We start from the raw sequence: 25882 nt of genomic DNA, 5'->3' as shown, positions 1-25882 counted from the left end.
TTCCGTTGTTCTCGTGCCCGGGTCTGCCGGGGCCGTCTCGATGGCGCGGCTTATAAACCTTAACGCCTCACTTGCCTAGGGCGGCTCTTGCCGCCAATGACGTCCCCCCGGCAACGCCGGAACGCTTGTCCGTCAGGCCGTCTCGACCAGCCCCGCACGCCGGTTGCGGAGCAAGCCCCGGCGCTCGTCAGCCGTCGATCCGCTGCCCGTGCCGCACCCGGTAGCTCGGCTTGTACATGGTCACCAGTTCTTCCGCCGCCGTCGGATGCACGGCCATGGTGCGGTCGAAGTCGTCCTTCGTGACGCCGGCCTTCAGCGAAATGCCGAGCAGCTGCGCCATCTCGCCGGCATCGTGGCCCAGCACATGCGCGCCGACCACCTTGCGGTCGCTGGCATTGACGATCAGCTTCATGATCATCTTCTCGGCGCGGCCAGACAGCGTCGCCTTCATCGGCCGGAATTCGGCCCGGTACACCTCGATCTCGTCGAAACGCTTGGCGGCATCCTCTTCCGTCAGGCCAACGGTGCCGATCTCCGGCTGCGAGAACACCGCGGTGGCGATCAGCTCGTGATCCGGCGCCGTCGGGTTGTTCCTGTACTCGGTCTCGATGAAGCACATCGCCTCGTGGATGGCGACCGGCGTCAGCTGCACCCGGTCGGTCACGTCGCCGAGCGCAAAGATATGCGGCACGCTGGTGCGCGAATAGGCGTCGACGATCACCGCTCCCCGCTCGTTCACCGCGACGCCGGCCTTTTCCAGGCCAAGCCCATGCGTGTGCGGGTCGCGGCCGAGCGCCAGCATGATCTGGTCGGCAACCAGCGTCGACCCCTGCTTGGTGCGCGCCGTCAGCCCACCGGCCGGCGACTGCGTCACCTCCTCGATCATGTCGGTGACGATGATGCGGATGCCCTTGGCCTCCATCGCCTTGTGCAGGCCGTGGCGCATGTCGGCATCGAAGCGCGACAGGATTTCCCGGCCGCGGTAGATCAGCGTGGTTTCGACACCCATGCCGTGGAAGATGTTGGCGAACTCCACCGCGATATAGCCGCCGCCGGCAATCAGGATCGATTTCGGCAGGCTCTCCAGGTGAAAGGCCTCGTTCGAGGTGATGCAGAATTCCGAACCGGGCAGCGAGGCATGCGGATTGGCCGTCCCGCCGGTGGCGATGACGATGCGCTCCGCCGTCACCGTGGTATCGGTCTTCACCAGCCGGATGGTATGGGCGTCGACCAGTTCCGCCCGGCTTTCCAGAAGCTCGGCGCCGGCGCCTTCCAGGTTGCGGCGGTAGATCCCCTCAAGCCGGTCGATCTCCCGGTCCTTCGCCTCGATCAGCCGCGTCCAGTCGAACGAGCTTTCGCCCACCGTCCAGCCGAAGCCGGCCGCATCCTCGAAATGCTCGCCGTACTGCGAGGCATAGACGAACAGCTTCTTCGGAACGCAGCCGCGGATCACGCAGGTGCCGCCGTAGCGGTATTCCTCGGCGATCGCCACCTTCTTGCCGAGCCCCGCCGCCAGCCGCGCCGAGCGCACGCCGCCCGATCCGCCGCCAATGACAAACAGGTCGTAATCGAAAGCGGCCATCGGAAAACTCCTTCGTCGGCAAAATGCTGGGGCACGGCCAAAGGCTTGTCAGGCGTGCCGCTGTTCAGCGCATATAGGATGCCTCGCGCCAAAAAGAAAAGCCCGGACGATGCCGGGCTCCTCTCGATACGTGGGGTCTGCCGTTCAGGGCTTCGGCGCTGCGGCGGCGCCACCGACTTCGGCGACCGGCGGCTGTACCGGCTTGGCATCGATCACGGTGCGCAGGCTTTCGGTGGTCTTCGTCGTCAGGTCGCGGGAAATACCGTTCGCCCAGATTTCTGCGGCTCGAACCGATTCGCGCTGAACCAGCGGCAGCGCCTGCAGATACTTCTTGCCGACGTCGGAGCCGTAGAAGGCGGCGATCTGCTTCAGTTCCTCAAGGGTGAACGACTTGGCGAAGATCGATGCCACTTCGTTCTCCAGGTCGGCACGACGCGGCGCCAGAGCCAGCGCCTGCTGGTCGACCGCCTTGGCGATCTGATCCTGGTAGTTCGGCGAGGCGAGCGTGTATTCGCCCTTCAGCCGCTCGGCAAGGTTCGGCAGGATCGCGTCGTAGCGCTCGGTGGCGCTCAGCGACGTGATGACGTCCTTGGCCGCCTTCAGCTGATCGGCGGGAATCTCCTGCGCACCCGCGGACGTGCCGAACACGGCGCCGGAGAGGAGAACTGCGAGAGCGGCCGCACGGCCAAGAACCGCATGTCTGATCATGGATGATTGCTCCTGTCTTTAATTCGCCTTGAGCGTCCGCGCACCCGCCGGCCCGGCAATGATCGCAAAGGACGCCATGTTGATGAACAACCCGTGCTCGACGACGCCGGGGATGGAATTCAATTGTGTCGCAAGTGCCTCTGCATCAGGAATACGGCCAAAAAATGCGTCGTAGATATGGTGGCCGCCATCCGTCGTGAAGCGTCCGTCGCCCGACTTCCGCAGCCGGATTTCACCCGAAAGACCAAGCTTCCCGGCGAGCCGTTCGATGGCGATTTTCGTCGTCGTCATGCCGAACGCATTGATCTCGATCGGCAGCGGGAACTGGCCGAGCGTCTCGACCACCTTGCTCTCGTCGGCAATCACGATCATCTGCCGCGAGGCCGAAGCGACGATCTTTTCGCGCAGCAAGGCTCCGCCGCCGCCCTTGATCAGGCACAGGGCCCCGTCCACCTCGTCGGCACCATCGACCGTCAGGTCGAGCTCCGGCAGTTCGTCGAGAGATTTCAGCGGAACGCCGAGCTCCAGGCAGAGCCGTGCCGTCCGTTCGGACGTAGGAACCCCCTGCACTTTCAGCCCGTCGGCTACCCTTTCCGCCAGCAGTCGGACAAACTCGTCCGCCGTCGAACCGGTACCGATACCAAGCCGCATGCCGTCTTCGACATGCTGAAGTGCGACTTCCGCCGCCTTCACTTTCATTTCCCGGGCGTCCATGCGCCGCAAGCTCCCGTCTGTTTCGCCGTCAGCTGTTTACACGCCCCGGCGACCAAACAAAAGGCCCCGCCCACAGCATTCGCGGTGACCGGCAGCCGTGCCCGGGGATGCCTGCAGACCGCCCTGGCACCCGGCTAACCACCCCGATTTTCCCGTTCCATCGGCTGTCTCGCATTGTAGAATGCCAGTCAGCAACGCCTTGGGAGGAACAGCATGTTCAATCACGTGATGATCGGAACCAACGACATCGAGCGCTCGAAACGCTTCTACAACGCGGTGCTGGGAACGCTTGGCGCCCCCGGTCCGACGCAGAACCGCGCCGCTAGCGGCCATGCCCGGCTTTTCTACAGGCACGACGGCAGCAGTTTCGTCGTCAGCGAGCCGATCGACGACAATGTCGCCACGCCCGCGAACGGCGGCACCATCGCCTTTCGCTGCAGCTCGCCGCAACAGGTGCGGGACTTTCACGATACCGCCGTCGCCAACGGCGGCACCTCGATTGAAGAACCGCCAGGTCCGCGCGAGACCGGCGTCGGCATCGTCCATCTCGCTTATGTCCGCGACCCGGACGGCAACAAGCTGTGCGCCATCTGTCGCGGCACCTGAACGTCTTCTGCCACCGGAGCCGCCGGAAGACGCCGCCACCGGTTCCATTTATGCGTCAAACGCTCTAAGCCGGCAGCACGATGTCTTCAACATGCGAGGCCCTGCCCGTGACGAAACCCCTTGTCGTCTTCGATCTCGACGGGACGATGATCGATACCGCACCGGATCTGATCGACAGCCTGAACCACGCGATCGCTGCCCGCGGCCTTGCGCCGACCACCTTCGAAGACCTGACGCATCTCGTCGGACAGGGCGCCCGGGTAATGATCCGGCGTGCCTTCGACCTGCGCGGCGAACCCCTCGACGAGGCCGATGTCGAACCGCTGCTTGAGCGGTTCCTCAGCCACTACCAGGACCATATGCCTGGCCAGAGCCGGTCCTATGACGGGCTTCTCGACTGCTTCGACCGGCTGGAAACGGCCGGCATGCAATTGGCCGTCTGCACCAACAAGGTCGAGCAGCTGACGCTGCCGCTGCTCGATGCGCTGGGCCTCACCCACCGCTTTGCCGCCATCACCTGTGGCGATACGTTTTCGGTTCGCAAGCCCGATGCCCGTCATCTGTTCGGCACCATCGAGCGCGCCGGCGGCGATGCCGCCACCAGCCTGATGGTCGGCGACAGCATCAACGACATCATGGCCGCCCGCAATGCCGGCATCGCCTCGATCGCCGTCACCTTCGGCTACTCGGACGTCGCCGTCGAGACACTGAACCCGACCCGGGTCATCACCCACTTCGACGAGCTGACGGCCGACATGGTGCTGCAGGCGCTGGCACTCGCCAAGGCTGCCTGAGCCGCGCCAGCCGGATCCCCCCAATACAGACGACCCAAAAGAAGAACCGCCCGCGGCATGGCCACGGGCGGTTCTTTTGATTGTCGTCAGCGGATCAGGGCTTCAGGCTCAGGCGCCGCGCGCCTTGCTGGTTGCCTGCAATGCCTTCACAACCGCCTCGTCGCGACCGTAGACGTCGTCGAAGAACTCGACCTTGCCGTCCTTGTTCGGCCAGGCGGTGAAGTAGGCGACGTAGACCGGGATCTTCTGCGGCACCGTCATCGCCAGGTTCTTGCCCTGGGCGATCTTGGTACCGACCTCCTGCTCGCTGATGCCGAGCACGGCTGCCGCCATCTTGCGCGGTTCCGCCAGGCGCACGCAGCCGTGGCTGAGCGCCCGCATGTCACGCTGGAAGAAGCTCTTGGACGGCGTGTCGTGCATGTAGATGGCATGCGCGTTGGGGAACAGGATCTTCAGCTCGCCCAGCGCATTGTCGCTCGACGGCGGCTGGCGCACGGCAATCGACTGCGTCGAGCCGTACCAGTTGACCGAGCTGGAGGCGACGGCCTTGCCGCCGACTTCCACCTGGTAGCCGAGACGGTCGAGATAGTTCGGATCCTTGCGCAGCTTCGGCAGCATCTCGTTGACGATGATCGACTGCGGCACGCCCCAGTAGGGGTTGAGTTCCACCGTCTGGATCTCGTCCTGGAAGAAGTAGGTCTGGTTCGACTTGGAGCCGACCACGATGCGCATGGAGAACTGTTCCTGGCCGTGGTCGTGGTAGTAGACGCGGTAGGCCGGCTGGTTGATCAGCACGTAGCGGCTGCCCAGGTCGTCGGGAAGCCACTTGGCCTGCTCCATGGCGACGACAAGCTTGTCCATCTTGCTCTGGTCGGAGTGGCCGGCCATGGCGCGCAGGGTTGCCGGTCCGATCACGCCGTCGGCCTTCAGCCCGACTTCCTTCTGGAAGCCCTTCACCAGGTCGACGAGTTCCGGCGCATAGTCCGGCGTATGCTGGTAGGAGGCGAAGGTTGCCGCATATTCGGTCTTCAGCGTCTCGGAGCCACGCTTCTGGATTGCCGAGATGACGCTCGACAGGTCCTCGCTCTGGTTGCCGGGCTTCAGCACCAGCGCCTCGGGAATGCGCACCTCCGTCTCGGCGGTCTTGCTTTCGGCACGCAGCCGGTCGAGTTCGGCCTTCAGCGCCAGGAACTGCGGGCTGGTCGGCGCAAGGCTTGCAAGATACGCACCGGCGTCCGGCGCCGTGCCGACGAACGGCAGCACCGTTGCAAGGTTTACCGTGCGGCGCTTCAGGTCGTGGTAGCCGGAAATCCGGTTCGGATCGATGCGGCCACGGGCCATGTCCTGGGCAAACAGCACGGCCTTGGCCGACAGCGCCAGTTCGAACTGCATCAGGTCCTTGTCGTGCTGCTCGGCAGGCGACGCAGGCGCAACGGTTGCGGCTGCCGCATCGGCGGGCGAGGTGGCGGCCGGCACCGCATCGATGGCGGCATCGGCGACGGCGGGCTTGGCCGCATCGTCGGTGACGCTTGCCGTGGTCAGCATCGGCACGTCGAGGCGATAGTCGGCCGGGTCCAGACCGTATTCGCCGGCCTTTGCCAGGATCGCCAGAACCGCATGCGCCCGCTCGTTGACGTCGCCGTTCTCGACGAACAGTGGTGTGCCGTTCTTGCCGTAATAGGCTTCAACCGCCTCGGCGACGTCGGCCGGCGCACTGACCTTCGCCTGCGCCAGGAAGCGCGTTGCGTCGGTCGCAGTGGCGGCCGCGAATGCGCCGGTCTTCACCTGGCGCATCGGATCGGTCTTGTAGGTGTAGTAGCGCGGCCCGGAAATCTTCGGCAGCGGTTCCGGATCGCTCCGATCCGCCTGGCGCTGGGTCGCCGGCGAGACGGTGGTGCTGCGGTTTTCCACCTGTTCCTGGATGCTTTCGCGCTTGCCGCGCAGCATGTCCATCAGGGTCAGCGCCTGAGCCGGCGGAGCGGCGATTGCAACGAAGGAGATGCCTGAGAGCAGAGCAAGAGCGAAACTGGTCGTTTTCTGGGCGTGCGGCAATGTCTTCCCCGTCACCTTGTAAGCCTTGAATCAGCGGGCTTTTATATGTTGTCCGCGCCTGTCTAGCGGATAGAGCGCGGCGTGAAAAGCAAACGAAAGACGGCCTCCGTTAGGCTCCTCGAGAGCCGTCCGGCGCCTTATCGTTTCCGGAAGATTAAGAAACTATTGGTTAAATTTTTACTGACGGCGGCTTTAACGCGTCGCCGCGGAGCGAGGTTCCGGCTCTTCGCGGCTGCGATAAATGACGAGCGTGGCATTCCGAACACGCTTGGCGCCGCCTCGCCCTTGTGCGCCGCACGCGCTCATTTGGCGCCTTGTCGTGCTTGCAGTCGTGATGCAATCGTATAGTAATTCGCGCGCCCGACCGTGCAGGCGACGACGGCTCGCCGCTGCGCCTGCATTTTCCGAACGACCCGTGTCACACAGAGGCCAGACGATGACCACGCGCACCGAAACCGATACCTTTGGACCGATCGACGTTGCCAGCGACCGCTATTGGGGCGCCCAGGCGCAACGCTCGCTCGGCAACTTCAAGATCGGCTGGGAGAAGCAGCCGCTCTCCGTCGTGCGCGCGCTCGGCATCGTCAAGCAGGCCGCCGCCCGCGCCAACATGTCGCTCGGCGTGCTCGACGCCAAGCTCGGCGAGACGATCATCGCTGCCGCCCAGGAAGTCATCGACGGCAAGCTCGATGCGCATTTCCCGCTGGTCGTCTGGCAGACCGGCTCCGGCACCCAGTCGAACATGAATGCCAACGAGGTCATCTCCAACCGGGCGATCGAGATGATGGGCGGCGAGATGGGTTCGAAGAAGCCCGTGCACCCCAACGACCACGTCAACATGAGCCAGTCGTCGAACGATACCTATCCGACGGCCATGCACATCGCCTGCGCCGAAGAGATCGTCCGCCACCTCATCCCGGCGCTGAAACACCTGCACCAGGCGCTCGATGCCAAGGCCAAGGCGTTCGCACACATCATCAAGATCGGCCGCACCCACACCCAGGATGCGACGCCGCTGACGCTCGGCCAGGAATTCTCCGGCTACACCGCGCAGGTCGCCTCGGCGATCAAGCGCATCGAAGTCTCGCTTCCCGGCCTTTATGAACTGGCGCAGGGCGGCACCGCCGTCGGCACCGGCCTCAACGCCCCCGTCGGCTTTGCCGAAAAGGTCGCCGAAGAAATCGCCGGCATCACCGGCCTGCCCTTCGTCACCGCACCCAACAAGTTCGAGGCGCTCGCCTCCCACGATGCGATGGTGTTCGCCCACGGCGCCATCAACGCCGCTGCAGCAGCCCTCTTCAAGATCGCCAACGACATCCGCTTCCTCGGCTCCGGCCCGCGCGCCGGCCTTGGCGAACTGTCGCTGCCAGAAAACGAGCCGGGCTCGTCGATCATGCCGGGCAAGGTCAACCCGACCCAGTCGGAGGCGCTCACCCAGGTCTGCGCCCACATCTTCGGCAACAATGCCGCCATCACCTTCGCCGGCAGCCAGGGCCATTTCGAGCTCAACGTCTTCAACCCGATGATGGCCTACAACTTCCTCCAGTCGGTGCAGCTGCTCGGCGATGCCGCCGTCTCGTTCACCGACAACTGCGTCGTCGGCATCGAGGCCCGCGAGGACAATATCCGCAAGGGCGTCGAGAATTCGCTGATGCTGGTCACGGCCCTCAACAGCCGGCTCGGCTACGACATCTGCGCCAAGATCGCCAAGACCGCCCACAAGAACGGCACGACGCTGCGCGAAGAAGCGGTCGGCGGCGGCTACCTGACGAACGAAGAATTCGATCAGTATGTTCGTCCGGAAAACATGATCGGCCCCAAGTAACTGGCTTTTGCGCGAGGGTCCGCCCAGTCGGACCCTCGCCTTTTCAAGTCCTGATCCAGGACTGCGCCTTTTTGGCACAACCTAAAATTTAATCGATTTGCATTTCCCATACTTGGTTTTGGCCAAAGCCGCTGATTTGGCGCGCTAATTAGTGCAGCCTTTGCAAGAACTCTTGAATTGCGTATCTTTCGGCCTGCCTGATTCTTAAGTCTTTCCCAATGATTCCGCTTTAACTATAGTTTGATCATTCCAGTCCCCAGCCTCGGAGCAAGCAATGACGACGGCCTCTGCGCCGAAAGCGCCAGCCTCTGACGTGGCAACTCAAATCATGCACGCGATGCGCACCATGAGCGTCGCCCCCATTCCGAGAAACTACACTCTGTTCTACGAAGTCTGCCTCGGCACCAACCCGGCGCTGACACGCGATCTGGCGCTGCTGGGCAGCCGGCCGACGCAGGAAGAACTGGATGATCTCTGCTCTGCCCATCTCGGGCTCGGTCAGGCGCAGGTGGTCGACAATGCGCATACCGAGCTGCTGAGCCAGCTCGAAGCCATCCTCATCCTGCTGCGCCAGGAGCAGGATTCGCTGGAAACCTACAATCGCCTGCTCGGCGAGACGGCCGAACGCATCAATTCGAAGAGCAATTTCTCCGCCGACCTGGTGCGCAGCGCTGTCGCCCTTCTCACCCAGGCGACCGGCGAGACCATCGCCAGCGGCGAGCGCACGGTCGAGGGTGTCGCAAGGCGGTCGCAGGAGATGGACCAGGTCCGGCGCGAACTCGACGAGTACAAGCGCATCGCCAACACCGATTCGCTGACGCACCTGTCGAACCGCCGCGCCTTCGACGAGCAGCTCGCCGCCCTCTACGACGACCCGATGAAGCTGCCGTTGACGGCGCTGGTGCTCGCCGACATCGACAACTTCAAGAAGGTCAACGACAGCTACGGCCATCCGGTCGGCGACAAGATCCTCGCCTCCGTCGCCGCCGTTCTGCGCTCCAGCGTCCGCAAGGAAGTCTTCGTCGCCCGCACCGGCGGCGAGGAGTTCGCACTGATCGTCGAGGGGAATACCGCCGAGGAGGTCATGAGCCTCTGTGAGCGCGTCCGTCGTACCCTGGAGATCCGCCCGTTCCGCCATTCACGGACAGGCGTCGATTACGGGCCGATCACCGTCTCGATGGGCTTTGCCATGGCCACCCAGGCCGTCGATCCCGGCGATCTCTACGTCAAGTCGGACACGGCCCTCTACTGCGCCAAGAATGCCGGCCGCAACCGGACGATGATCTTCGAGGACGGCATGCGCAAGGATTACGCCGGCAAGGGCTGGCTGATCTACAAGAAGTAGCCGCCCCGAGGCACGCGACCACCCGACCAGAAATGCCAGCCGGTCACCACATGCTGGCCTTGGCGCGTACCGCCCATTCGCGGTCATAGGTGATCTGGTCGAAATCCGCCTTGGTGGCCTTCAGCATGGCGCCGGGCGTCGGCAGGCTGTCGGGCGCCACGTGATGCTCGGCGTTCCACAACTCGGCGCGCATCACCGCCCGGGCGCACTGGAAATACACCTCGTCGATGCTCACCACCGTCACCGTGCGCGGATGACGTCCGTCCATCTCGAAACTCTGCAGCAGCTGTTGATCGGCAGACACCACGGCCCGTCCGTTGACGCGCATCACGGTGTTCGAGCCGGGGATCAGGAACATCAGCGCCACCCGCGGGTCGCGGACGATGTTGATCAGCGAATCGACACGGTTGTTGCCGCGCCAGTCGGGCAGCATCAGGGTTTTCTCGTCGTCGATCCGCACCACGCCGCCGAGGTCGCCGCGCGGCGAACAGTCGAGACCTTCCGGGCCGACGGTTGCCAGCGCCACGAAGGGCGAGGCCTCGATCATCTGCCGGTATTCCGGCGTCAGCCGCACCGCCACCTTGGCAAGCGAGGCTTCCGAACAGCCGTCGTAGATCGACCGCAACTGCTCGACGCTTTCGATGATCCCCATGTGATGTCTCCCGCACTGATTTTTGCGGCAGACTAGTCACTCGGATTGACAGCGGCAAGACACGCCGTCACTCGCCGCGCAGCTCTCCCACCTCGTCGGACTGGTGCGGGATGCGCGACAGCCGGCGGTACTCCCAGACCGCGACGACCAGCAGTGCCAGCGCGCCGGCAAGCCCCGCCCAGCCGCCGACCAGTCCCGGCGCGAGCGGTAGCGCGGCCACGAGCAGCACCAGTCCGGCGCAGTGCGAATAGGGTATCCGTCCGGTCGTCATCCGCTTGACCCAGAGATTGCCGAGGAGGAAGAGCGCCGGTCCGCCGAGGATGGCAGCGGCTCGCGCCAGATCGGTCACCTCGGTCGGATGCGCCAGCAGGTGTTCCGACGAGACCGCGCAGAGCACGATGCCGGCGACGACCGGCATGTGGCCGTAGGTGAAGACGTGCAGCGCCACCTCGCCCGGCTCGGTCGTCTCCTCGATCTCGCGGCTGGCCTTGGCCTGGCCGAAGTGGAAATAGATCCACCACATCAGGCCGCTCACCCCGAAGGCGCCGACGAAGGTGGCGATCACCGGCACCGACAGGTCCTGTTCGGCAAAGCTGCGGCCGATCGCGAGAATGCTTTCGCCAAGGCAGATCATCACGAACAGCGCGCACCGCTCGGCCATGTGCTCGCCGGAAATGTCCCAGTCGCTGGAATGCGACCGCCCGAAGCCCGGCACGAAGAAGCGCAGTTCCGGCGCCGCATATTCGATGATCAGCGCCACGCTCCACAGGATCAGGCGCGTCTCCTCGACCGACAGGGCACCGGCGATCCACAGGCAGGCCGACAGCGCAAACCAGAGGGAGACGCGCACGAAATTGCGCCGCACCGAGGGCAGCACGTCCTTGAAGGCGTAGATGGCAAAGAGCGAGCGGCCGAGCTGCATCGCCACATAGGCGCCGGCAAACATCAGTCCCTTCTCGGCAAACGCCTGCGGGATCGCCGCCGACATCAGCAGGCCGAAGAACATCAGCCCGAACAGCATGGCGCGGATCGGCCCGCGGTCCGGGTCGAGCCAGTTGGTCACCCAGGCCGTGTGGTTCCACACCCACCACAAGGCCAGCGCCAGGAGCCCGCCCTCCAGCAGCCCGAACGGCGTGAACTCTCCGGCGATGAAATGCGACAGCTGGATCAGCGAAAAGACGAAGATCAGGTCAAAGAACAGCTCGGGAAAGCCGACCTGCTTGTCCTCCTGGTCCTCCTCGCGAAGCCAGTGCTCGCTATCGCTGTCGCTGCCCGTCACCACCGGTCAGCGTCCGAAGGAAGGAGCGTCGCGGTCGAGCCCCTTTTCCGCCAGCTCGGCCTCGTAGGCGGCAAACAGCGTCTCGCCCGTCTCGCCGAGCTCGCGCAGATAGCGCCAGGTGAAGATGCCGCTGTCGTGGCCGTCGTCGAAGGCGATCCGCACCGCGTAGTTGCCGGCCGCAATGACGTTGCGGATGGCCACCATGCGCTTGCCCGGCACCGTCACCTTCTGGCCCGGTCCGTGCCCCTGCACCTCGGCAGACGGCGACAGGACCCGCATCATCTCGGCCGGCAGCTCGAAGCGCGCGCCGTCGTCGAAGCTGACGATCAGCATGCGACGATCCTGCGAGACGCGCAGTTCCGTGGGCCAGGCCTGGTCGAAAGTGTCGCTCATGGGTCGATCATCCGTTTGCTCTGAGACATGGGGCGGTACCGGCATCCTGCAAGGGCGGTGCACCGGCCGTCCAAAAGCCTATCCGACTTGACGTCGCCGACATCAAGACCCATTTTGCAGGAAGGAGAATATGCCCTTGAACAGTCTCGTCACTGCGCCCCGCGATCACACGGCCCTCGGCTCTGTCACCGCCCCGATGATCGATCCCTTCGGCCGCGCGGTCAATTACCTGCGCGTCTCGGTGACCGACCGCTGCGACTTCCGCTGCACCTACTGCATGGCGGAGAACATGACCTTCCTGCCGAAGAAGGACCTCCTGACGCTGGAGGAACTCGACAGGCTCTGTTCCGCCTTCATCGCCAAGGGTGTACGCAAGCTGCGGCTCACGGGCGGCGAACCGCTGGTGCGCAAGAACATCATGTTTCTCGTGCGCGCGCTCGGCCGGCAGATCGAGTCCGGCCGTCTCGACGAACTGACGCTGACCACCAATGGTTCGCAGCTCGCCCGCTATGCCGACGAACTCTACGACTGCGGCGTTCGGCGCATCAATGTCTCGGTCGATACGCTGGATGCCGACAAGTTCCGCAAGATCACCCGCTGGGGCGAGCTGTCGAAGGTCATGGAAGGCATCGACGCGGCGCAGAAGGCCGGGCTGAAGATCAAGCTGAACGCGGTGGCTCTCAAGGGCTTCAACGATCAGGAAATCCCGGAGATGATGCGCTTCGCCCATGGCCGCGGCATGGACCTGACGGTCATCGAAACCATGCCGATGGGCGAGATCGACGAGGATCGCACCGACCAGTACCTGCCGCTGTCGCAGTTGCGCGCCGATCTCGAGCAGCGCTTCACGCTCAACGACATTCCTTATGCGACCGGCGGCCCCGCCCGCTATGTCGAGGTGAAGGAAACCGGCGGACGGCTCGGCTTCATCACCCCGATGACCCATAATTTCTGCGAGAGCTGCAACCGGGTCCGGCTCACCTGCACCGGCACGCTCTACATGTGCCTTGGCCAGAACGATGCGGCCGATCTGCGCACGGCGCTGCGCGCCTCCGAAGACGACGGCTATCTGTCGGCCGCCATCGACGAGGCGATCCTGCGCAAGCCGAAGGGCCATGATTTCATCATCGACCGCAACAACCGCCCGGCCGTCTCCCGCCACATGAGCGTCACCGGCGGCTGATCTGATGCCTGCTCCATTTCCGCCGCGCGAGACGTGAGGTGCCGGAATGAAGATCGTGTCTCTCAACGGCTGGGGCGGCAAGCTTCACGAGGACCTGACCGCCTACCTCCGGTCCGAAGCGCCCGACATCCTGTGCCTGCAGGAGGTGGTTCACACCCCTGACACGGAAAAGGACTGGCTGACCTATCGGGACGGCGACCATGTCCTGCAGCAACGGGCGAACTTCTTCCGCGACATTGCCAGAACCTTCCCTGATCATCAGGCGACCTTCTGCCCGGCGAGCCGGGGCGTGCTCTGGGACGGAGCGCAGGCCGTGCCCTCCCAGTGGGGACTGGCGACCTTCGTGCACAGATCGCTACCGATCACCGAGCAGGCGCAGGGCTTTGTCCACAAGGCGTTCTCGCCGCACGGCTACGGCGAGCACCCGCGATCGCGCAACGCGCATGCCATCCGTGTCTACGATGTCGAGAAGGGGAGATATGTCTGCATCGCGCACATGCACGGGCTGCGTGATCTTCAGGGAAAGACCGATACGCCCGCGCGACGGCAGCAGGCACACCGGCTGGTGGACCTGATACGCCGGGTCGCTGACCCCGATGATGGGCTGATCGTCTGCGGCGATTTCAACGTCGAGCCGGACAGCGAGACGTTTGCGATCCTCGGCCGGCTCGGGCTCACCGATCTGGTGACGAGCCGCGGGTTTCAAGGCACGCGCACGTCGCACTATGCAAAGCCGGGCAGGTTTGCCGACTACATGCTGGTCAACGAACGCATCGAGGTCCTGACGTTTTCGGTCGTCGTTGAACCGGAGGTCTCGGATCACTGCCCGCTGGTGCTGACCATCTGACCGGATCTGTCATCCCCGCACGTAAAAAAGGGTCGCCGGAAAGGCGACCCTTTACTGTTTGAGCGGCTGGCCGCCGGCTCAGGGCTTCGGCGGATCAAGCGGCAGCGCGGCCGGCGCGATCTGCGTCTGCGCCGGCGTCGTCCCGCCCGTCGCGCCTGCGGCAGGGGTCGAAGCTGCCGGGGTGGATGCGGCGCCGATCGAGCCGGTCGGCATCTGGTCGGTGGCAAGCGGCTGCGGCGTCACCGAGCCGTCGGCTGCCGCCACCCGCCACACCGTGTTGCCCGCATCGTCGGCCACCAGCAGCGCGCCGGTGCCGTCGATGCCGACGCCCACGGGCCTGCCCCGGGCATTGTCGCCGTCGATGAAGCCGGTCACCACGTCCTGCGTCTTGCCGGAGGGCTTGCCGTTCTCGAACGGCACGAAGCTCACCCGGTAGCCGTTGAAGTGGTCGCGGTTCCAGCTGCCGTGCTCGCCGATGAAGGCGCCGTTGGCATAGGGCTGCGGCAGCGCCGAACCGGTCGAGAAGGTCAGCCCGAGGGCCGCCACATGGCTCGACAGCGCATAGTCCGGCGGGATCGCCTTCTCCACCATGTCCGGCCGCGGCGGGTGGACGCGGCGGTCCACATGCTGGCCGTAATAGCTCCACGGCCAGCCGTAGAAGGCGCCGTCCTTCACCGAGGTCATGTAGTCGGGCACGAGGTTCGGGCCGAGCTCGTCGCGCTCGTTGATGACCGCCCACAGCTCGCCTGTCGCCGGATTGAAGCTGAGGCCGTTCGGGTTGCGCAGACCCGAAGCGAACACCCGGGCCGCGCCCGTGCGCCGATCGACCTGCCAGATCGCCGCCCGGCCCTTTTCGGCCTCGATGCCGTTCTCGACGATGTTCGAGTTCGAGCCGACCGAGACGTAGAGCATCTGGCCGTCGGGGCTGAGCGCCAGGTCCTTCGTCCAGTGGTGGTCGATCGGCCCGCCCGGCAGCGGCGTCAGCACGCGCGGCTCAGCCGAGATCTGCGTCTCGCCCAGCCGGTAGGGATAGGCGAGGATGGCGTCGGTTGCCGCGACATACAGCGTTTCATCGGCAAACGCCACGCCGAATGGCGAGTTGAGCCCGGTCAGCAGATCGTGGCGTTCGTCCACCTGGCCGTCGCGATTGGTATCGCGCAGCAGGGTGATGAGATTGCTCTCCTTCTTCGGCCCGCCGGTATCGCCGTGCGAAATGGCCATGATCCAGCCGCGGATGAAGTCCTTCGGCCGTGAGGTCGGCTCGCCCTTCGGTCCTTGGGACTGGATGACCAGCACGTCGCCGTTCGGCAGCGTGTGGACGGTGCGCGGATTGGCAAGGTCCTTGGCATAGACGCTGATCGACAGGCCGTCGGCGACCTTCGGCATCTCGCCGTCCTTCCAGCCGATCACCGAGGCGACCTTCAGGTCTGGCAGCAGCGAGGCGCTGGGCTCCGGCAGCACCGGATCCGGACCGATCTGCTGCGACGTATCGAAACCGCCGTCCTGCGCCACTGCAGCCTGCGGAAGAACGAGCGCCACGGCCGCACCGGCCATCAGCAGCCGGCGCAGCATCGGAAGGGCATATCCCGGAAGAGCGGATCTCATGACAGTCTCCTGTAGGCGACGGGACGGCGGGAAGCAGCGAGCCACAGCGTCACCAGCATCGCCAGCATGGTGACGGCCGAGGCGACCAGTCCGTTCGGCACGACGGCGGTCCAGCCGTCGCCGGCATGGATGAGGCTGTTGACGACGGACAGCAGCAGAACGACGATGAAGCCGAGCGTCGCGGCGATGCCGGGCATCATCAGGCGGGTCGCCGGGCGGATCCAGTCGATGATGCCGGCAAGGATGCCGATGGCACCGAACAGCGCACCGGCAAACAGCAGCCAGGCGGAAAAGTTCTGCCACATCAGGTTGGTGGTGCGCCAGAACAGGATGTCGGTCGCCATCGTCAGCGTAAAGCAGACGAACGGGAAGGGAATGAAAAGCGCAGAGAGGCGGTGGCCGGGAAGGACCACCGGTTCGGCATGCATGGAGGCCATGGGAAGCTCCCCTGTGTCGGAGTTGAACAGGACCATCTTTTACGCATGACACCGGCTTTTGTTCCGCCCCGCCAGGCGGCAAGCCCCCGTCGGCCTGCCGGCGAGCGCCCGAACCGCACTGAATTTGACCCGGCAAAGGGGATGCGCGATAGGCGCCGACCCTGTAGGAAGCGCCGATGGATCTCGCCTCTCCCATGACCGCCGCCACTCCCGCTGCAACCGATCTGTCGCTGCGCGCCTGCGGAACCTGCACGCTCTGCTGCCGGCTGCCCGATATCGAGGTGCTGTCGAAGCCGGCCAATGCCTGGTGCCGGCACTGCGTCGAGGACCGCGGCTGCCGCATCTACGACGACCGCCCGCAGACCTGTCGCGACTTCCTCTGCCTGTGGCGCACCGATGCAGGCCTTGGCCGTGAGTGGGACCCGTCTGCGGCTAAGATGATGCTCTACCGTCAGGGGCCGCAGACGACGGTTCTGGTCGACCCCGCCCATCCGGACATCTGGCGCACGGAACCCTATCGCAGCGGGCTCGCGGCGATCGCCGCCGAAGCGGAGGCGGGCGGCGGCTACGTCATCCTCTTCGTCGGCGATCATGTATCCCGGGTGCGTCCGGACGCGGGTGGCGACAGGGCCTGATCGTCTCGGTCCTATGCAACGAAAAAGGGGCCTCGCGGCCCCCTCTTGACGTAGTTTGTAGAGCCTGATGTCAGGCCGCCTGGGTGCGTCCGCGCAGCACGTCGTCGCGCCGCTCGGTCCGGCCGAGATCCATCTCGAGGTGCGGGTCGCGGGTCTTGAAGTGCTCGATCTTGTCGGCCAGCGCCTCGACCCGGCCGCGCAGGCCGTGGATCTCGGCATTGTTCTCCTCGACCATCGCCGCGTTGCGCTGGGTGATCAGTTCCACCTCGCCGAGCGCCTGGCTTACCTCGCCGATGCCGACCGACTGTTCGCCGGTCGCCGTCGAGATGTCCGAGACCAGCTTCTGCACCGTGCCGATATGGGCAATGATCTGGCCCAGCGCCTCGCCGGTCTGCTCGACCAGCTGCACGCCGTTGCGTACCTGTCCGGAGCTTGCCGAGATGAGGCCCTTGATCTCCTTGGCGGCATTGGCGCAGCGCTGCGCAAGTTCGCGCACTTCCTGGGCAACCACCGCAAAACCGCGGCCCGCCTCGCCTGCCCGCGCCGCCTCGACGCCTGCATTGAGCGCCAGCAGGTTGGTCTGGAACGCGATCTCGTCGATGACGCCGATGATCGTGCTGATCTTGTCCGACGACCGGCTGATTTCGGCCATCGCCTGCACGGCGCTGGTCACCACCTCGCCAGAGCGCGTCGCGAAGGCGCCCGCCTCGTCGACGGAGCGTGCCGTATGCTGGGCGCTCTGAGCCGTCGAGCGGACGATGTCGGAGAGCTGGCGCAGCGCCCGGGTGGATTGCTCCAGCGCCGCGGCCTGCTGCTCGGTGCGCCGGGCAAGATCGTCGGCAGACGCCGACAGGTTGCCGGCACCGCTGTTGATGTCGTCGGCCACCGCCCGCACATCGCCGAGCGTCGCGCGCAGCGTCCGGACGGCGAGGTTGTAGGTGCGGGCCATCTCGATGAAGTCGGCCGGCAGGTTTTCGGTCATCTCCTGCTCGAGATCGCCGTCGGCCAGCAGATGCAGCATTTCCGCCAGCGCCGAAAGCGCCTGGTTCTGCTCCTCGGAAATCCGCGCCCGCTCGCGGGCCCGCCGGTCGGCCTCGGCATTCGAGGCCTCGCGTGCCGAGTGCGCCTCCTGCTCCAGCCGCACATTCTCGACCGCCGCGTCTCGGAAGACGCTGACCGAGCGCACCATGTCGCCGATCTCGTCGCCGCGTTCGCGGCCATCGATCGCTACCTCCAGGTCGCCGCCCGCAAGCCGCGTCATGATCTCCGTCACACGGCGCAGCGGCCCGCGCAGCGTCTCCACCAGCATCAGCGCGCCGATGATGGCAAGCAGCGTGCCGATCACGGTTGCCGCAACCGACAGGTTGGCGGAGCGCTCGCTGTCCTGCTTGCCGGCTTCCTGAGCCTGCGCGACGAAATCCTTGAGCCCCGTCATGCCCTGCGCCAGCGTCTGCTCGGCCGCGGTACGCGCCACCTTCCATTCGCTGGAAAGCGCCAGGATGACCTCGGTATTCTTGCTCAGCTGGTCCAGCTGCGGCAGGAGCTGCGGCGCAAATTCGCGCATCGCTTCGTTCTTGGTGCCGAGCTTGCTCACCGCAGCGCTGGAGGCGGTCAACGCCCGGACGTCGGCCAGCACCTCCTGGCGGGCCTCCTCCGTCAGGTTGACGCGCAGGCGCTCGGTGTGCAGCTGCAGCATGTCGATCAGTTGCAGCGACTTGCCGATTTCGGCCAGCAGGCTGCGCATCAGCTGGATCTCGTCTTCCAGGGTGGCAAACCGGTCGGTGGCGGTCGCGGTGCTCTTCTGCACCTCGGCCATGAAGGTCTCGCGCAGCGACAGCAGCTTCTGCAGCGACTGGCGCGCCGCCGGTGCCTTTTCCGCCGCCGGGCGATCGCTGGAAAGCAGCGTCTGCAAACCACTGGCCTCGCTCTTGGCGCCGTCGAGCATGCGCGCCACCTTGGAGGTCGCCCTGCCCTCCAGCTTGACGAATTCCTTCTGCAAGAGCCCCAGATAGGTCTGCGTCGCCTTCACCACCGTCTCGTCGCTGGTGACGTCCTTGATGGCGTCCTGGACGTTCTGGATGCGGGTGGAAATGCTCTTCAGCACGAAGGCGTCGAACAGCGCGCCCTTGGCAAAGCGCTCCTTGCTTTCCGATTCCTTGCGGACGTTGGCAATCTGCGCATCGACCGAGGAGGCCAGCATGCGGATGTCGTCGACACCCGATTCCAGCGCCTGCTCGGTGCGCGTCACCTTGCGTTCGATCTCCCAGAGCCCGGCCGTCGCCTGGCGCAGCGCAGGCGCCGTCTGGCGCACCGGCTCCACACGCTCACGGTCACCGTCGCTCATCAGCAGGCTCTCGAGCGTGGCGACGCCCTTCTCCTGCCGGTCGATGGTCTGGTTGAGCTGGGCAAGCGTGTCCGCCTGCGGATTTGCGGCAAACCCCAGGAGGGCTGCCTGCAGCCGCTCGAAATCGCCGATGTTCTCGATGGTCGCGCGCGTCACGGTCATGTGGCCGTTCAGCATGCGCGCCGTGTAGAAACCGGCAAGTCCGACGCCGGCGATCAGCAGGATCAGCGGCACGACGAAAAGCAGAACCTTCGTGACAATCCGACGGCTCTGCAGAAGACGATCCAGGAACGACATTGCACCTCCTCAGTGCACACGCCGCAACTGCCGGTCATCGGCAGCGGACGCATCTGTCATCCCGTATCATGCGGGGCGTACCAGACTGGATCAGCACCGGTTGCACAACCGTTAACGATAGCGCCGCCGGAGCACTGTTTGTTGTCGGCAGTGCCGATTGCCGCCGCACTGTCTGCGTGCAGCGTCTGGCGGCATGGGCATGCTTGCTCTAAGTCACAGGAAAAGCATTTTAGGGAATCGGAAATGCCCCTGTCGCAGAACACCCGCGGCGCGATCATGATGACCGTCGCCATGGGTGTATTCAACACCAATGACGCTCTGGTCAAGATGGTGACGCCGGAGATGAACACCGGTCAGATCATGTTCCTGCGCGGGCTGATGACCACCGCCCTGCTGCTGCTCATGGCCCGCCACTACGGCGTGCTCGACAAGTTCCGCCTGATGTTCTCGCCGCGGGTGCTGTTGCGCTCGGCCTTCGAGATCGCCGCCACGGTCAGCTATGTCACGGCTCTGGCGCATATCGAGCTGGCGGTCGCGGCGACCATTCTCCTGTCGCTGCCGCTGGCGGTGACGCTCGGCGCCCGGCTGTTCTTCGGCGAAGCCGTCGGCTGGCGGCGCTGGGCTGCCATCACCGTCGGCTTCATCGGCGTCGTCATCGTCCTGCGCCCGGGTCCCGATGCCTTCGCCCCGGCCGCATTGCTGGCGCTCATCACCGTGGTCTTCACCTGCGGTCGAGACCTGATCACCAAGCGCATACCGCCCGGCATCCCCACCCTGCTGATCTCGCTGTTTGCCGGCCTCACCAACACCGTGTTCGGCGCCATCCTCATCGTGCCGATGGGCGGCTGGAGCCCCGTCAGCCTGTCGGCCTTCCTGCATCTGGCGCTCGCCGCAGCACTCATCCTCACCGGCTACCAGGCAATCGTCATCGCCATGCGCTCCGGCGAAATCTCGTTCGTCGCGCCGTTCCGCTATACGGCGCTGATCTTCTCGCTCAGCCTCGGCTTCTACTTCTTCGGCGAGCGGCCGGACGGCTTCATGGCGGTCGGCGCCAGCCTGATCGTCGCCTCCGGCCTCTATGCCTTCTACCGCGAGAAGAAGCGGACGCGCAGCATCGCGGCCGAGGCAAGCACGCGACCCTCCGGTTGACCTCGAGGAGCGGTCGCACGCCGTAACGCAAAAACTTAGCCGGTTCTGAAAGTTTCCGTTGACGGCGCCCAGCACAATGTTACTTTTCCATATGGCTAAGTATTCGCTCGATCTGGACAGGGCTTTCTCGGCGCTTGGCGATCCGACCCGCCGGGCGATCGTCAGCCGTCTGTGCAACGGGCCGCAATCCGTCACTGAACTGTCCGCGCCGTTCGAGCTGGCCCTGCCGTCGCTGCTGAAGCATGTCCGGGTGCTGGAAGAGAGTGGCCTCGTCAGCTCGGAAAAGATCGGCCGCGTCCGCACCTGCCGCGTCGAGCCGCGGGCGCTCGAAGCCACGCAAGCCTGGATCGACCAGCATATCGCAACCTGGAACGCGCGCCTCGACCGCATGCAGAACCATATCGACCGGATGAAGAGGGAGACTTGAAAGCCATGGCCGATCTACCGAACAGCCTGCAATCCCCCTGGCGCGACTGGCCTCTCGACCGCGAGATCGTCATCACCCGGGTGATCGATGCGCCCCGCAGCCTCGTCTATGCCGCCTGGGCGGATCCCGATCAGATCGGCCGATGGTTCGGACCGGACGGCCTCGCCATCGAGACCCGGGAGATCGACCTGCGCCCCGGCGGTGTCTGGCGGTTCGACATGGTGGGGGGCGACGGCACCCGCTACACCAACCGGATGCGCTTCCTGCGCATGGAGGTCCCGGCCCTGATCGAGGTCGAGCACGGCTCGGATGAGGACGACGACACGGGCACGTTCAGGATGCTGATCACCTTCGACGAGCAGAGCGACGGCAAGACGGTCCTGACGCTGCGCCAGATGCATCCATCGCGCGCACGGCGGGACTGGGCGATCGGCTTCGGCGCCGTAGAATATGGCGGCCAGACGCTGGCAAAGCTTGCCCGCCACGTCGCGTCGGTCAACGCCCGATGACGGCTGTTGAGCAGAGCACGCTGCCGCCTGCCGTCATTCTCGCCGGAGGCCTTTCGCGCCGCATGGGAACCGACAAGACGTCCGTCCTGCTCGGCGGCCGGACGCTTCTCGCCCATGTCGCCGCAAGGCTGCGGCCGCAGGTCGCGTCGCTGGCGCTCAATGCGCCGCCCGATCTTTTCGAAGCCCGTGGGCGCGAAGAAGCGCTTGCCACCGACCTGCCGCTCGTGCCGGATACGCTTGCCGGGCGGCCGGGGCCGCTCGCCGGCATCCTCGCAGCCCTTCGCCATGCACGGGCCACCGCGCCGTTCGCCAGCCATGTGCTGGTCGCGCCGGTCGACAGCCCCTTCCTCCCAAACGATCTCGTCGCCCGCCTGCATGCGGCCCTGACCGGCGCCGAAACGATCGCCGTTGCCCACTCGCTCGGCGCCATGCATCCGGTCTGCGGCCTGTGGCCCGTGGTGCTGGCCGACGATCTCGAAAGCTTCCTCGCCGAGCCGGACAATCGCCGCGTCAAGGCCTTCCTCGCCCGTCATTCCACGGCGGCGGTCGATTTCCCGCCGATCACCACTGCAGCCGGGCTGCTCGACCCCTTTCTCAATGTCAATACGCCTGGCGATCTCACCCAGGCGCATCTGTTTCTGGAGACCCGATCATGACCCTGGACGCCCAGACGAGGCCGCGGATCTTTGGCATTTCCGGCTGGAAGAATTCCGGCAAGACCGGGCTCGCCGTCCGCATCGTCACGGAGCTGACGGCGCGCGGCTACAGGGTCTCGACGATCAAGCACGCCCACCACGATTTCGACATCGACAAGGTCGGCGCCGACAGCTGGCGCCACCGTCAGGCGGGCGCCCACGAGGTGGCGCTGGTCTCGGGCACCCGCTACGCCATCATGCACGAGTTGCGCGGCGCGCCGGAACCGAGCTTTGAGGAAATTCTCGCGCGTCTTGCGCCGTGCGACATCGTCATCATCGAAGGCTACAAGCGCGAGCCGGTGCCGAAGATCGAGGCGCGGCGGCTGGAGGCGAAGAACCGCGAGCCGCTGGCGCCCGGCGATCCGCACATCGTCGCGATCGCTGCGGACCATCCGGTCCACGAGACCGGCCTGCCGGTCTTCGACCTCGATGATACCCAGGCGATCACCGATTTCGTCGTCTCGGTCACCGGCCTGCCTGAGCCCGGCAGTCGACCGGCAGCCGAACTCCTCACCGAATGAAAAAGGCCGCCGGATTGCTCCGGCGGCCTTCTTGATGTCGAGGTGGTGGACCGCTTAGCGGTTCTGCGCCACCGGCTTCACCAGCGCCGTGATGCGGCGGATGGTGACGCGACGGTTCTGCTGTTCGGCAGCCTCCGTGCGAACCTTCAGGTAGCGCTCGCCATAGCCCTGCGTCGCAAGGTTTTCCGGCGGAATGCCGAAGGCATCCGAGAGCACCACGGCGACCGATTCCGCGCGGCGGTCGGAGAGCACGAGATTGCTCTCGTCCGAGCCGACGGCATCCGTGTGGCCTTCGATCAGGAAGGTTTCGCTCGGATCCTTCTCCAGCACTTCCTTGATCGCATCCGCCACCTTGCGCAGCGAACCCGCCTGGTTCATCGGGATCTCGGCACTGCCGGTGGCGAAGGTCACCGTGTCGAGGTCGATGCGGCGCACCTTGTCGCGGATACGGGCCGAGTACTTCACTTCGTCCAGCGAGTAGACGCGCTCGACGCGCTCCACCGGTGGCTGCTCGAGGAACTCGTAGTAATCGCGGTCCGGTTCCGACGAGGTGTCGATGATGTACTCGTCGACCGGGATCGTCAGGCGCATCGGCGGCAGGTCGAGGGCCGGATCACGCCAGGTGTAGTCGCGACCGCGCGGCTGGTTGCGCTCCGGCGAGTAGTACAGCACGTATTCGCGGCCATCTTCGCCGATCCGCGAGCGCTGGACGATATCGCCGTACCGGTCGCGGATCGTGACAATCCGCACGCCGCCGTCGCGCTCGATGATTTCACGCGTGCGGCCATCGCGAAGACGCTCATATTCCGGCTCGTAGTCCTGGGCGTAGAAGCGACGGCTGTCGTCGTGGCGCACGATCGTCCGGTTGTCGAGCTGGATGATCAGGCGACCGTCATCGCTTTCGCGCCCGTTGTCGAAGCCGCGCGGACGCTCGTAGCGCGGCCGCTCGCTCAGCCGCTCGCCGCGTTCGCGGATCGATGGCTCGATCTGCACCGGTGCCGAACGCTGGCCACCGACGGCAGCCTGCGCCTCGGCATCCGAGGTCGGCGGCGGTGCCGGCGGGGTGGTGGGTGCGGCAGCGGTTGCCGGCGCTCCGGCGGGCTGGGCATCGCGGCGGCTTGCACGGCTGCCGTCACGCGGCGCGCCGGGAGCAGCCTGCGTCGTCGCTGCTGCCGGTGCAGCACCTTCCTTGGCGCTGTCGAGCACGGCTGCACCATTCTCGACGGGCAGCACCACGGTCTGGTTGCTGGAGGCCGGATCTGCGGCGATCTTCTTCGCCGCTTCGATTTCGGCCTCGGTGCGCGGAGCGGCCGGCTGCTCGGCGCGCTGTCCACCATCGGCGGACGGCAGCGGTGCTGCCGGAGCGGTGCCAGGCGCTGCCGGCGAAGAGGCGTCCGGCGCAGCAGGTGCCGGAGCGGCAGGGGTTGGAGCGGCAGGGGTTGGAGCGGCAGGCGTTGCCGGCTCCGGAGCCGCCGTTGACGGCTCCTGGGCGGCAGGCGTCTGGGACGTCGCCGGTGCCTCGGCCGGTGCTGCGGGCGCTGCGGGTGTCTCAGCTGCCGGTGCGTCTGCGGCCGGTGCCTCGGTCTTCGGTGCCTCGGGAGCGGCTTCCCGCGTCGCCGGTGCTTCCGCGGCAGGAGCTTCTGCGGCAGGTGCTTCGGTCTTTGGTGCTTCGGTCTTCGGCTCTTCGGCTGCCGGTGCTTCCGCTGCGGGTGCTTCCGCCTTCGGTTCTTCGGCCGGCTTCGACGGAGCTTCCGGCTCCGGTTCCGGCGTCACCTGGCTTGCGGCCGGCGCATCTGCGGGTGCGCTCTGCGATGACGGAGCCTCGGCTGCGGGCGCGTCGGCTGCGGGAGCCTCGGCGGCCGGTTCGCTGGCCTTGGGCTCGGTCGCCTCAGGCTTTGCCTCGGGCTCGGCGGGCGTCTGGGCCGGCTCGGTCGCCTCGGCCGGCGCCTGGTCGGCGCTTGGCGGCACGACGATGGTCTGCTGGACCCTGACGATCGGCAGGGAGCCTGCCTGCGAGGCACCTCCGGCCATTGGCATCATCGGCGCTGCAAGCGCCGTCGGCGCGATCAGGCTGATGGAAATGAGGGGCATCGCCACACTGGCGAGGAGCCTGGTTCTCTTGGACATGCAATCTCCCTGGCTGCAGTTACGTATCCGTCCCTTGACGCGCCCGCCGCCCTCTCATCGGGGCGGTCGGTGGCCCTAAACGGGACGCTCGACGATTTGTTCCAACCTCCATGAGACGACCTTCGGCCGTGAACCGGACCTGAACGCGCATGCCAGCTAATATTCAGTTTACCAACTAAGATGATGATCCCTAATGGCTTTCGGATCAGCCACTTTTATCGCCCGCATCGGCCGGCAGGCGGCCTGCCGCACCCTTGCAAACGCCTCGCCCGGCGCTTGGCGATTGCCAAACCGGCCGGCGATGCGTAAAGCCTCGGCGACACGTGAGGATGATGGCGATGGCGAAGATCGACGAAGAAGCACTGGCGGAAGCCTACAACCGGGCACTGGCGCTGGAAAAGTCCGGCGACATCGACGCCGCCGTTGCGGCCTATCACGAGGTGCTGGAGATCGACCCCGAGGATCACGGCGGTGCAGCGGTGCGCATCGCCTCGCTCGGCCGCGGCGAAACCCCGCCGAAGGCGCCCGATGCCTATGTCGAGACCCTCTTCGACCAGCACGCCGAAAGCTTCGAGGACATCCTCGTCGCCCAGCTCGGCTATGCCGTTCCGGTGATGGTGCGCCAGCGCCTGCAGGAGCTGAAGCTCGGGCCGTTCAAGCGCATGCTCGACCTCGGCTGCGGCACCGGCCTCACCGGCGGCACGCTGCGCGACATGGCCGACGACATCACCGGCATCGACATTTCCGAAAACATGGTCGAGATCGCCCACGAAAAGGATCTCTACGAGACGCTCTACGTCGCCGAGGTCGAGGATTTTCTCGAAGACAATGACGACGAGCCCTTCGACCTCGTCACCGCCACCGACGTGCTGCCCTATCTCGGCGCGCTGGAAGCGCTGCTCTTCGGCGCGGCGGAAAACATGGTGGCCGGCGGCATCTTCGCCTTCTCCTCCGAAACCCTGCCCGACGCGACGCTTGCCGGACGCCCCTACATGGTCGGCCCGCACCAGCGCTTCGCCCATGCGCGCAGCTATATCGAGGAACGGCTGGCCGCCACCGGCTTCGAGATCGTCGAGATCTCCGACATCAACGTGCGCATGCAGAACGGCGAGCCGAGCCCCGGCCACCTGGTGATCGCCCGCCTCAAGGGCTGACG

The 25882-nt window shown here is 65.7% G+C and carries 24 protein-coding genes; 13 read left to right on the top strand and 11 right to left on the bottom strand.

The genetic code is table 11. The annotated features are described in order from the left end of the window. Window positions 1-187: 187 nt before the first annotated feature. The 3 genes from gor to rpiA form a co-directional block, all read right to left on the bottom strand. Complete coding sequence (gene gor, locus ACR65N_RS11760; RefSeq protein WP_440457147.1) at window positions 188-1582, bottom strand: glutathione-disulfide reductase; 1395 nt, start codon at window positions 1580-1582, stop codon at window positions 188-190. 144 nt (window positions 1583-1726) lie between these two features. Next, the gene (locus ACR65N_RS11755) at window positions 1727-2290 is read right to left on the bottom strand and encodes a DUF2059 domain-containing protein (protein ID WP_430303799.1); all 564 of its coding nucleotides are present in this window, start codon (window positions 2288-2290) and stop codon (window positions 1727-1729) included. Window positions 2291-2308: 18 nt separating this feature from the next. After that, on the bottom strand, window positions 2309-3004 hold the full coding sequence (gene rpiA, locus ACR65N_RS11750; protein ID WP_440457146.1) for a ribose-5-phosphate isomerase RpiA: 696 nt from the start codon (window positions 3002-3004) through the stop codon (window positions 2309-2311). A gap of 213 nt (window positions 3005-3217) precedes the next feature. Between rpiA and ACR65N_RS11745 the strand changes: the two genes are divergently transcribed. Together ACR65N_RS11745 and ACR65N_RS11740 are read left to right on the top strand one after the other, a co-directional pair. Continuing rightward, window positions 3218-3610: a VOC family protein gene (locus tag ACR65N_RS11745; protein ID WP_440457145.1), complete on the top strand. Its 393-nt coding sequence runs from the start codon at window positions 3218-3220 to the stop codon at window positions 3608-3610. An 80-nt stretch (window positions 3611-3690) separates the two neighbouring features. Next, complete coding sequence (locus tag ACR65N_RS11740) at window positions 3691-4404, top strand: HAD family hydrolase (RefSeq protein ID WP_440457144.1); 714 nt, start codon at window positions 3691-3693, stop codon at window positions 4402-4404. A 108-nt stretch (window positions 4405-4512) separates the two neighbouring features. Here the strand turns inward: ACR65N_RS11740 and ACR65N_RS11735 are convergent, their stop codons facing one another. Continuing rightward, on the bottom strand, window positions 4513-6471 hold the full coding sequence (locus ACR65N_RS11735) for a L,D-transpeptidase family protein (protein ID WP_440457143.1): 1959 nt from the start codon (window positions 6469-6471) through the stop codon (window positions 4513-4515). 421 nt (window positions 6472-6892) lie between these two features. Between ACR65N_RS11735 and fumC the strand changes: the two genes are divergently transcribed. Continuing rightward, a complete protein-coding gene (gene fumC, locus ACR65N_RS11730; RefSeq protein WP_440457142.1) occupies window positions 6893-8281 on the top strand; it encodes a class II fumarate hydratase in 1389 nt (462 codons plus the stop codon). A gap of 274 nt (window positions 8282-8555) precedes the next feature. Further along, window positions 8556-9626, top strand: a complete 1071-nt coding sequence (locus ACR65N_RS11725) for a GGDEF domain-containing protein (protein ID WP_440457141.1) — start codon at window positions 8556-8558, stop codon at window positions 9624-9626. Between the two features lie 43 nt (window positions 9627-9669). Here the strand turns inward: ACR65N_RS11725 and ACR65N_RS11720 are convergent, their stop codons facing one another. The 3 genes from ACR65N_RS11720 to ACR65N_RS11710 all read right to left on the bottom strand — a co-directional run bounded on the left by ACR65N_RS11720 (window position 9670) and on the right by ACR65N_RS11710 (window position 11950). Next, on the bottom strand, window positions 9670-10278 hold the full coding sequence (locus tag ACR65N_RS11720; protein ID WP_440457140.1) for a pyridoxamine 5'-phosphate oxidase family protein: 609 nt from the start codon (window positions 10276-10278) through the stop codon (window positions 9670-9672). A gap of 67 nt (window positions 10279-10345) precedes the next feature. Further along, window positions 10346-11560, bottom strand: coding sequence for a low temperature requirement protein A (locus ACR65N_RS11715; RefSeq protein ID WP_440457139.1), 1215 nt, complete (start codon window positions 11558-11560; stop codon window positions 10346-10348). A 3-nt stretch (window positions 11561-11563) separates the two neighbouring features. Next, on the bottom strand, window positions 11564-11950 hold the full coding sequence (locus ACR65N_RS11710) for a gamma-butyrobetaine hydroxylase family protein (protein WP_440457138.1): 387 nt from the start codon (window positions 11948-11950) through the stop codon (window positions 11564-11566). A gap of 196 nt (window positions 11951-12146) precedes the next feature. Between ACR65N_RS11710 and moaA the strand changes: the two genes are divergently transcribed. Both moaA and ACR65N_RS11700 read left to right on the top strand, forming a co-directional pair. Next, window positions 12147-13133, top strand: coding sequence for a GTP 3',8-cyclase MoaA (gene moaA, locus ACR65N_RS11705; RefSeq protein ID WP_440457331.1), 987 nt, complete (start codon window positions 12147-12149; stop codon window positions 13131-13133). 46 nt (window positions 13134-13179) lie between these two features. Continuing rightward, the gene (locus tag ACR65N_RS11700) at window positions 13180-13980 is read left to right on the top strand and encodes an endonuclease/exonuclease/phosphatase family protein (protein ID WP_440457137.1); all 801 of its coding nucleotides are present in this window, start codon (window positions 13180-13182) and stop codon (window positions 13978-13980) included. Between the two features lie 78 nt (window positions 13981-14058). On the opposite strand, the gene ACR65N_RS11695 is transcribed toward ACR65N_RS11700, so the two are convergent. Next, on the bottom strand, window positions 14059-15534 hold the full coding sequence (locus ACR65N_RS11695; protein ID WP_440457330.1) for a PQQ-dependent sugar dehydrogenase: 1476 nt from the start codon (window positions 15532-15534) through the stop codon (window positions 14059-14061). 47 nt (window positions 15535-15581) lie between these two features. Continuing rightward, the gene (locus tag ACR65N_RS11690) at window positions 15582-16022 is read right to left on the bottom strand and encodes a DUF2231 domain-containing protein (RefSeq protein ID WP_430303810.1); all 441 of its coding nucleotides are present in this window, start codon (window positions 16020-16022) and stop codon (window positions 15582-15584) included. A gap of 176 nt (window positions 16023-16198) precedes the next feature. Here ACR65N_RS11690 and ACR65N_RS11685 point away from each other — a divergent pair, with 176 nt between their 5' ends. Beyond that, window positions 16199-16657 carry a YkgJ family cysteine cluster protein gene (locus ACR65N_RS11685; RefSeq protein ID WP_440457136.1) on the top strand — a complete coding sequence of 153 codons (459 nt, stop codon included), beginning with the start codon at window positions 16199-16201 and terminating at the stop codon, window positions 16655-16657. 70 nt (window positions 16658-16727) lie between these two features. Here ACR65N_RS11685 and ACR65N_RS11680 read toward each other — a convergent pair whose 3' ends face one another. Beyond that, window positions 16728-19298, bottom strand: a complete 2571-nt coding sequence (locus tag ACR65N_RS11680; protein ID WP_440457135.1) for a methyl-accepting chemotaxis protein — start codon at window positions 19296-19298, stop codon at window positions 16728-16730. 243 nt (window positions 19299-19541) lie between these two features. Between ACR65N_RS11680 and ACR65N_RS11675 the strand changes: the two genes are divergently transcribed. The 5 genes from ACR65N_RS11675 to mobB all read left to right on the top strand — a co-directional run bounded on the left by ACR65N_RS11675 (window position 19542) and on the right by mobB (window position 22599). Then, window positions 19542-20447, top strand: coding sequence for a DMT family transporter (locus tag ACR65N_RS11675; protein ID WP_430303813.1), 906 nt, complete (start codon window positions 19542-19544; stop codon window positions 20445-20447). Between the two features lie 76 nt (window positions 20448-20523). Beyond that, a complete protein-coding gene (locus tag ACR65N_RS11670) occupies window positions 20524-20874 on the top strand; it encodes an ArsR/SmtB family transcription factor (RefSeq protein WP_440457134.1) in 351 nt (116 codons plus the stop codon). A gap of 5 nt (window positions 20875-20879) precedes the next feature. Then, window positions 20880-21383, top strand: coding sequence for an SRPBCC family protein (locus ACR65N_RS11665; RefSeq protein ID WP_440457133.1), 504 nt, complete (start codon window positions 20880-20882; stop codon window positions 21381-21383). Further along, the gene (gene mobA / locus ACR65N_RS11660; protein ID WP_440457132.1) at window positions 21380-22039 is read left to right on the top strand and encodes a molybdenum cofactor guanylyltransferase MobA; all 660 of its coding nucleotides are present in this window, start codon (window positions 21380-21382) and stop codon (window positions 22037-22039) included. Before ACR65N_RS11665 ends, mobA begins: the two co-directional genes overlap by 4 nt. Continuing rightward, entirely contained in the window at window positions 22036-22599 is a 564-nt protein-coding gene (mobB, locus tag ACR65N_RS11655) for a molybdopterin-guanine dinucleotide biosynthesis protein B (RefSeq protein WP_440457131.1), read from the top strand. The genes mobA and mobB overlap by 4 nt, the downstream gene beginning before the upstream one ends. Window positions 22600-22653: 54 nt before the next feature. Here mobB and ACR65N_RS11650 read toward each other — a convergent pair whose 3' ends face one another. Then, window positions 22654-24726 carry an OmpA family protein gene (locus ACR65N_RS11650; RefSeq protein ID WP_440457130.1) on the bottom strand — a complete coding sequence of 691 codons (2073 nt, stop codon included), beginning with the start codon at window positions 24724-24726 and terminating at the stop codon, window positions 22654-22656. A gap of 329 nt (window positions 24727-25055) precedes the next feature. Between ACR65N_RS11650 and ACR65N_RS11645 the strand changes: the two genes are divergently transcribed. After that, window positions 25056-25880 carry a class I SAM-dependent methyltransferase gene (locus ACR65N_RS11645; RefSeq protein ID WP_440457129.1) on the top strand — a complete coding sequence of 275 codons (825 nt, stop codon included), beginning with the start codon at window positions 25056-25058 and terminating at the stop codon, window positions 25878-25880. Window positions 25881-25882: the final 2 nt, after the last annotated feature.

Source organism: Rhizobium sp. SAFR-030 (assembly GCF_059415005.1).
This window is presented reverse-complemented; position numbering and strand designations above follow the sequence as displayed.

Excerpts from the sequence above, each read along its gene's own strand:
- ACR65N_RS11645 (WP_440457129.1), top strand. The coding sequence starts at position 25,056 with ATGATGGCGATGGCGAAGATCGACGAAGAAGCACTGGCGGAAGCCTAC.
- ACR65N_RS11725 (WP_440457141.1), top strand. The coding sequence starts at position 8,556 with ATGACGACGGCCTCTGCGCCGAAAGCGCCAGCCTCTGACGTGGCAACT.
- ACR65N_RS11755 (WP_430303799.1), bottom strand. The coding sequence starts at position 2,290 with ATGATCAGACATGCGGTTCTTGGCCGTGCGGCCGCTCTCGCAGTTCTC.
- fumC (WP_440457142.1), top strand. The coding sequence starts at position 6,893 with ATGACCACGCGCACCGAAACCGATACCTTTGGACCGATCGACGTTGCC.
- ACR65N_RS11740 (WP_440457144.1), top strand. The coding sequence starts at position 3,691 with ATGTCTTCAACATGCGAGGCCCTGCCCGTGACGAAACCCCTTGTCGTC.
- ACR65N_RS11710 (WP_440457138.1), bottom strand. The coding sequence starts at position 11,950 with ATGAGCGACACTTTCGACCAGGCCTGGCCCACGGAACTGCGCGTCTCG.
- ACR65N_RS11670 (WP_440457134.1), top strand. The coding sequence starts at position 20,524 with ATGTTACTTTTCCATATGGCTAAGTATTCGCTCGATCTGGACAGGGCT.
- ACR65N_RS11690 (WP_430303810.1), bottom strand. The coding sequence starts at position 16,022 with ATGGCCTCCATGCATGCCGAACCGGTGGTCCTTCCCGGCCACCGCCTC.
- ACR65N_RS11680 (WP_440457135.1), bottom strand. The coding sequence starts at position 19,298 with ATGTCGTTCCTGGATCGTCTTCTGCAGAGCCGTCGGATTGTCACGAAG.
- ACR65N_RS11695 (WP_440457330.1), bottom strand. The coding sequence starts at position 15,534 with ATGGCCGGTGCGGCCGTGGCGCTCGTTCTTCCGCAGGCTGCAGTGGCG.
- rpiA (WP_440457146.1), bottom strand. The coding sequence starts at position 3,004 with ATGGACGCCCGGGAAATGAAAGTGAAGGCGGCGGAAGTCGCACTTCAG.
- ACR65N_RS11650 (WP_440457130.1), bottom strand. The coding sequence starts at position 24,726 with ATGTCCAAGAGAACCAGGCTCCTCGCCAGTGTGGCGATGCCCCTCATT.
- ACR65N_RS11720 (WP_440457140.1), bottom strand. The coding sequence starts at position 10,278 with ATGGGGATCATCGAAAGCGTCGAGCAGTTGCGGTCGATCTACGACGGC.
- ACR65N_RS11685 (WP_440457136.1), top strand. The coding sequence starts at position 16,199 with ATGGATCTCGCCTCTCCCATGACCGCCGCCACTCCCGCTGCAACCGAT.
- gor (WP_440457147.1), bottom strand. The coding sequence starts at position 1,582 with ATGGCCGCTTTCGATTACGACCTGTTTGTCATTGGCGGCGGATCGGGC.
- moaA (WP_440457331.1), top strand. The coding sequence starts at position 12,147 with ATGATCGATCCCTTCGGCCGCGCGGTCAATTACCTGCGCGTCTCGGTG.
- ACR65N_RS11700 (WP_440457137.1), top strand. The coding sequence starts at position 13,180 with ATGAAGATCGTGTCTCTCAACGGCTGGGGCGGCAAGCTTCACGAGGAC.
- mobA (WP_440457132.1), top strand. The coding sequence starts at position 21,380 with ATGACGGCTGTTGAGCAGAGCACGCTGCCGCCTGCCGTCATTCTCGCC.
- mobB (WP_440457131.1), top strand. The coding sequence starts at position 22,036 with ATGACCCTGGACGCCCAGACGAGGCCGCGGATCTTTGGCATTTCCGGC.
- ACR65N_RS11675 (WP_430303813.1), top strand. The coding sequence starts at position 19,542 with ATGCCCCTGTCGCAGAACACCCGCGGCGCGATCATGATGACCGTCGCC.
- ACR65N_RS11665 (WP_440457133.1), top strand. The coding sequence starts at position 20,880 with ATGGCCGATCTACCGAACAGCCTGCAATCCCCCTGGCGCGACTGGCCT.
- ACR65N_RS11745 (WP_440457145.1), top strand. The coding sequence starts at position 3,218 with ATGTTCAATCACGTGATGATCGGAACCAACGACATCGAGCGCTCGAAA.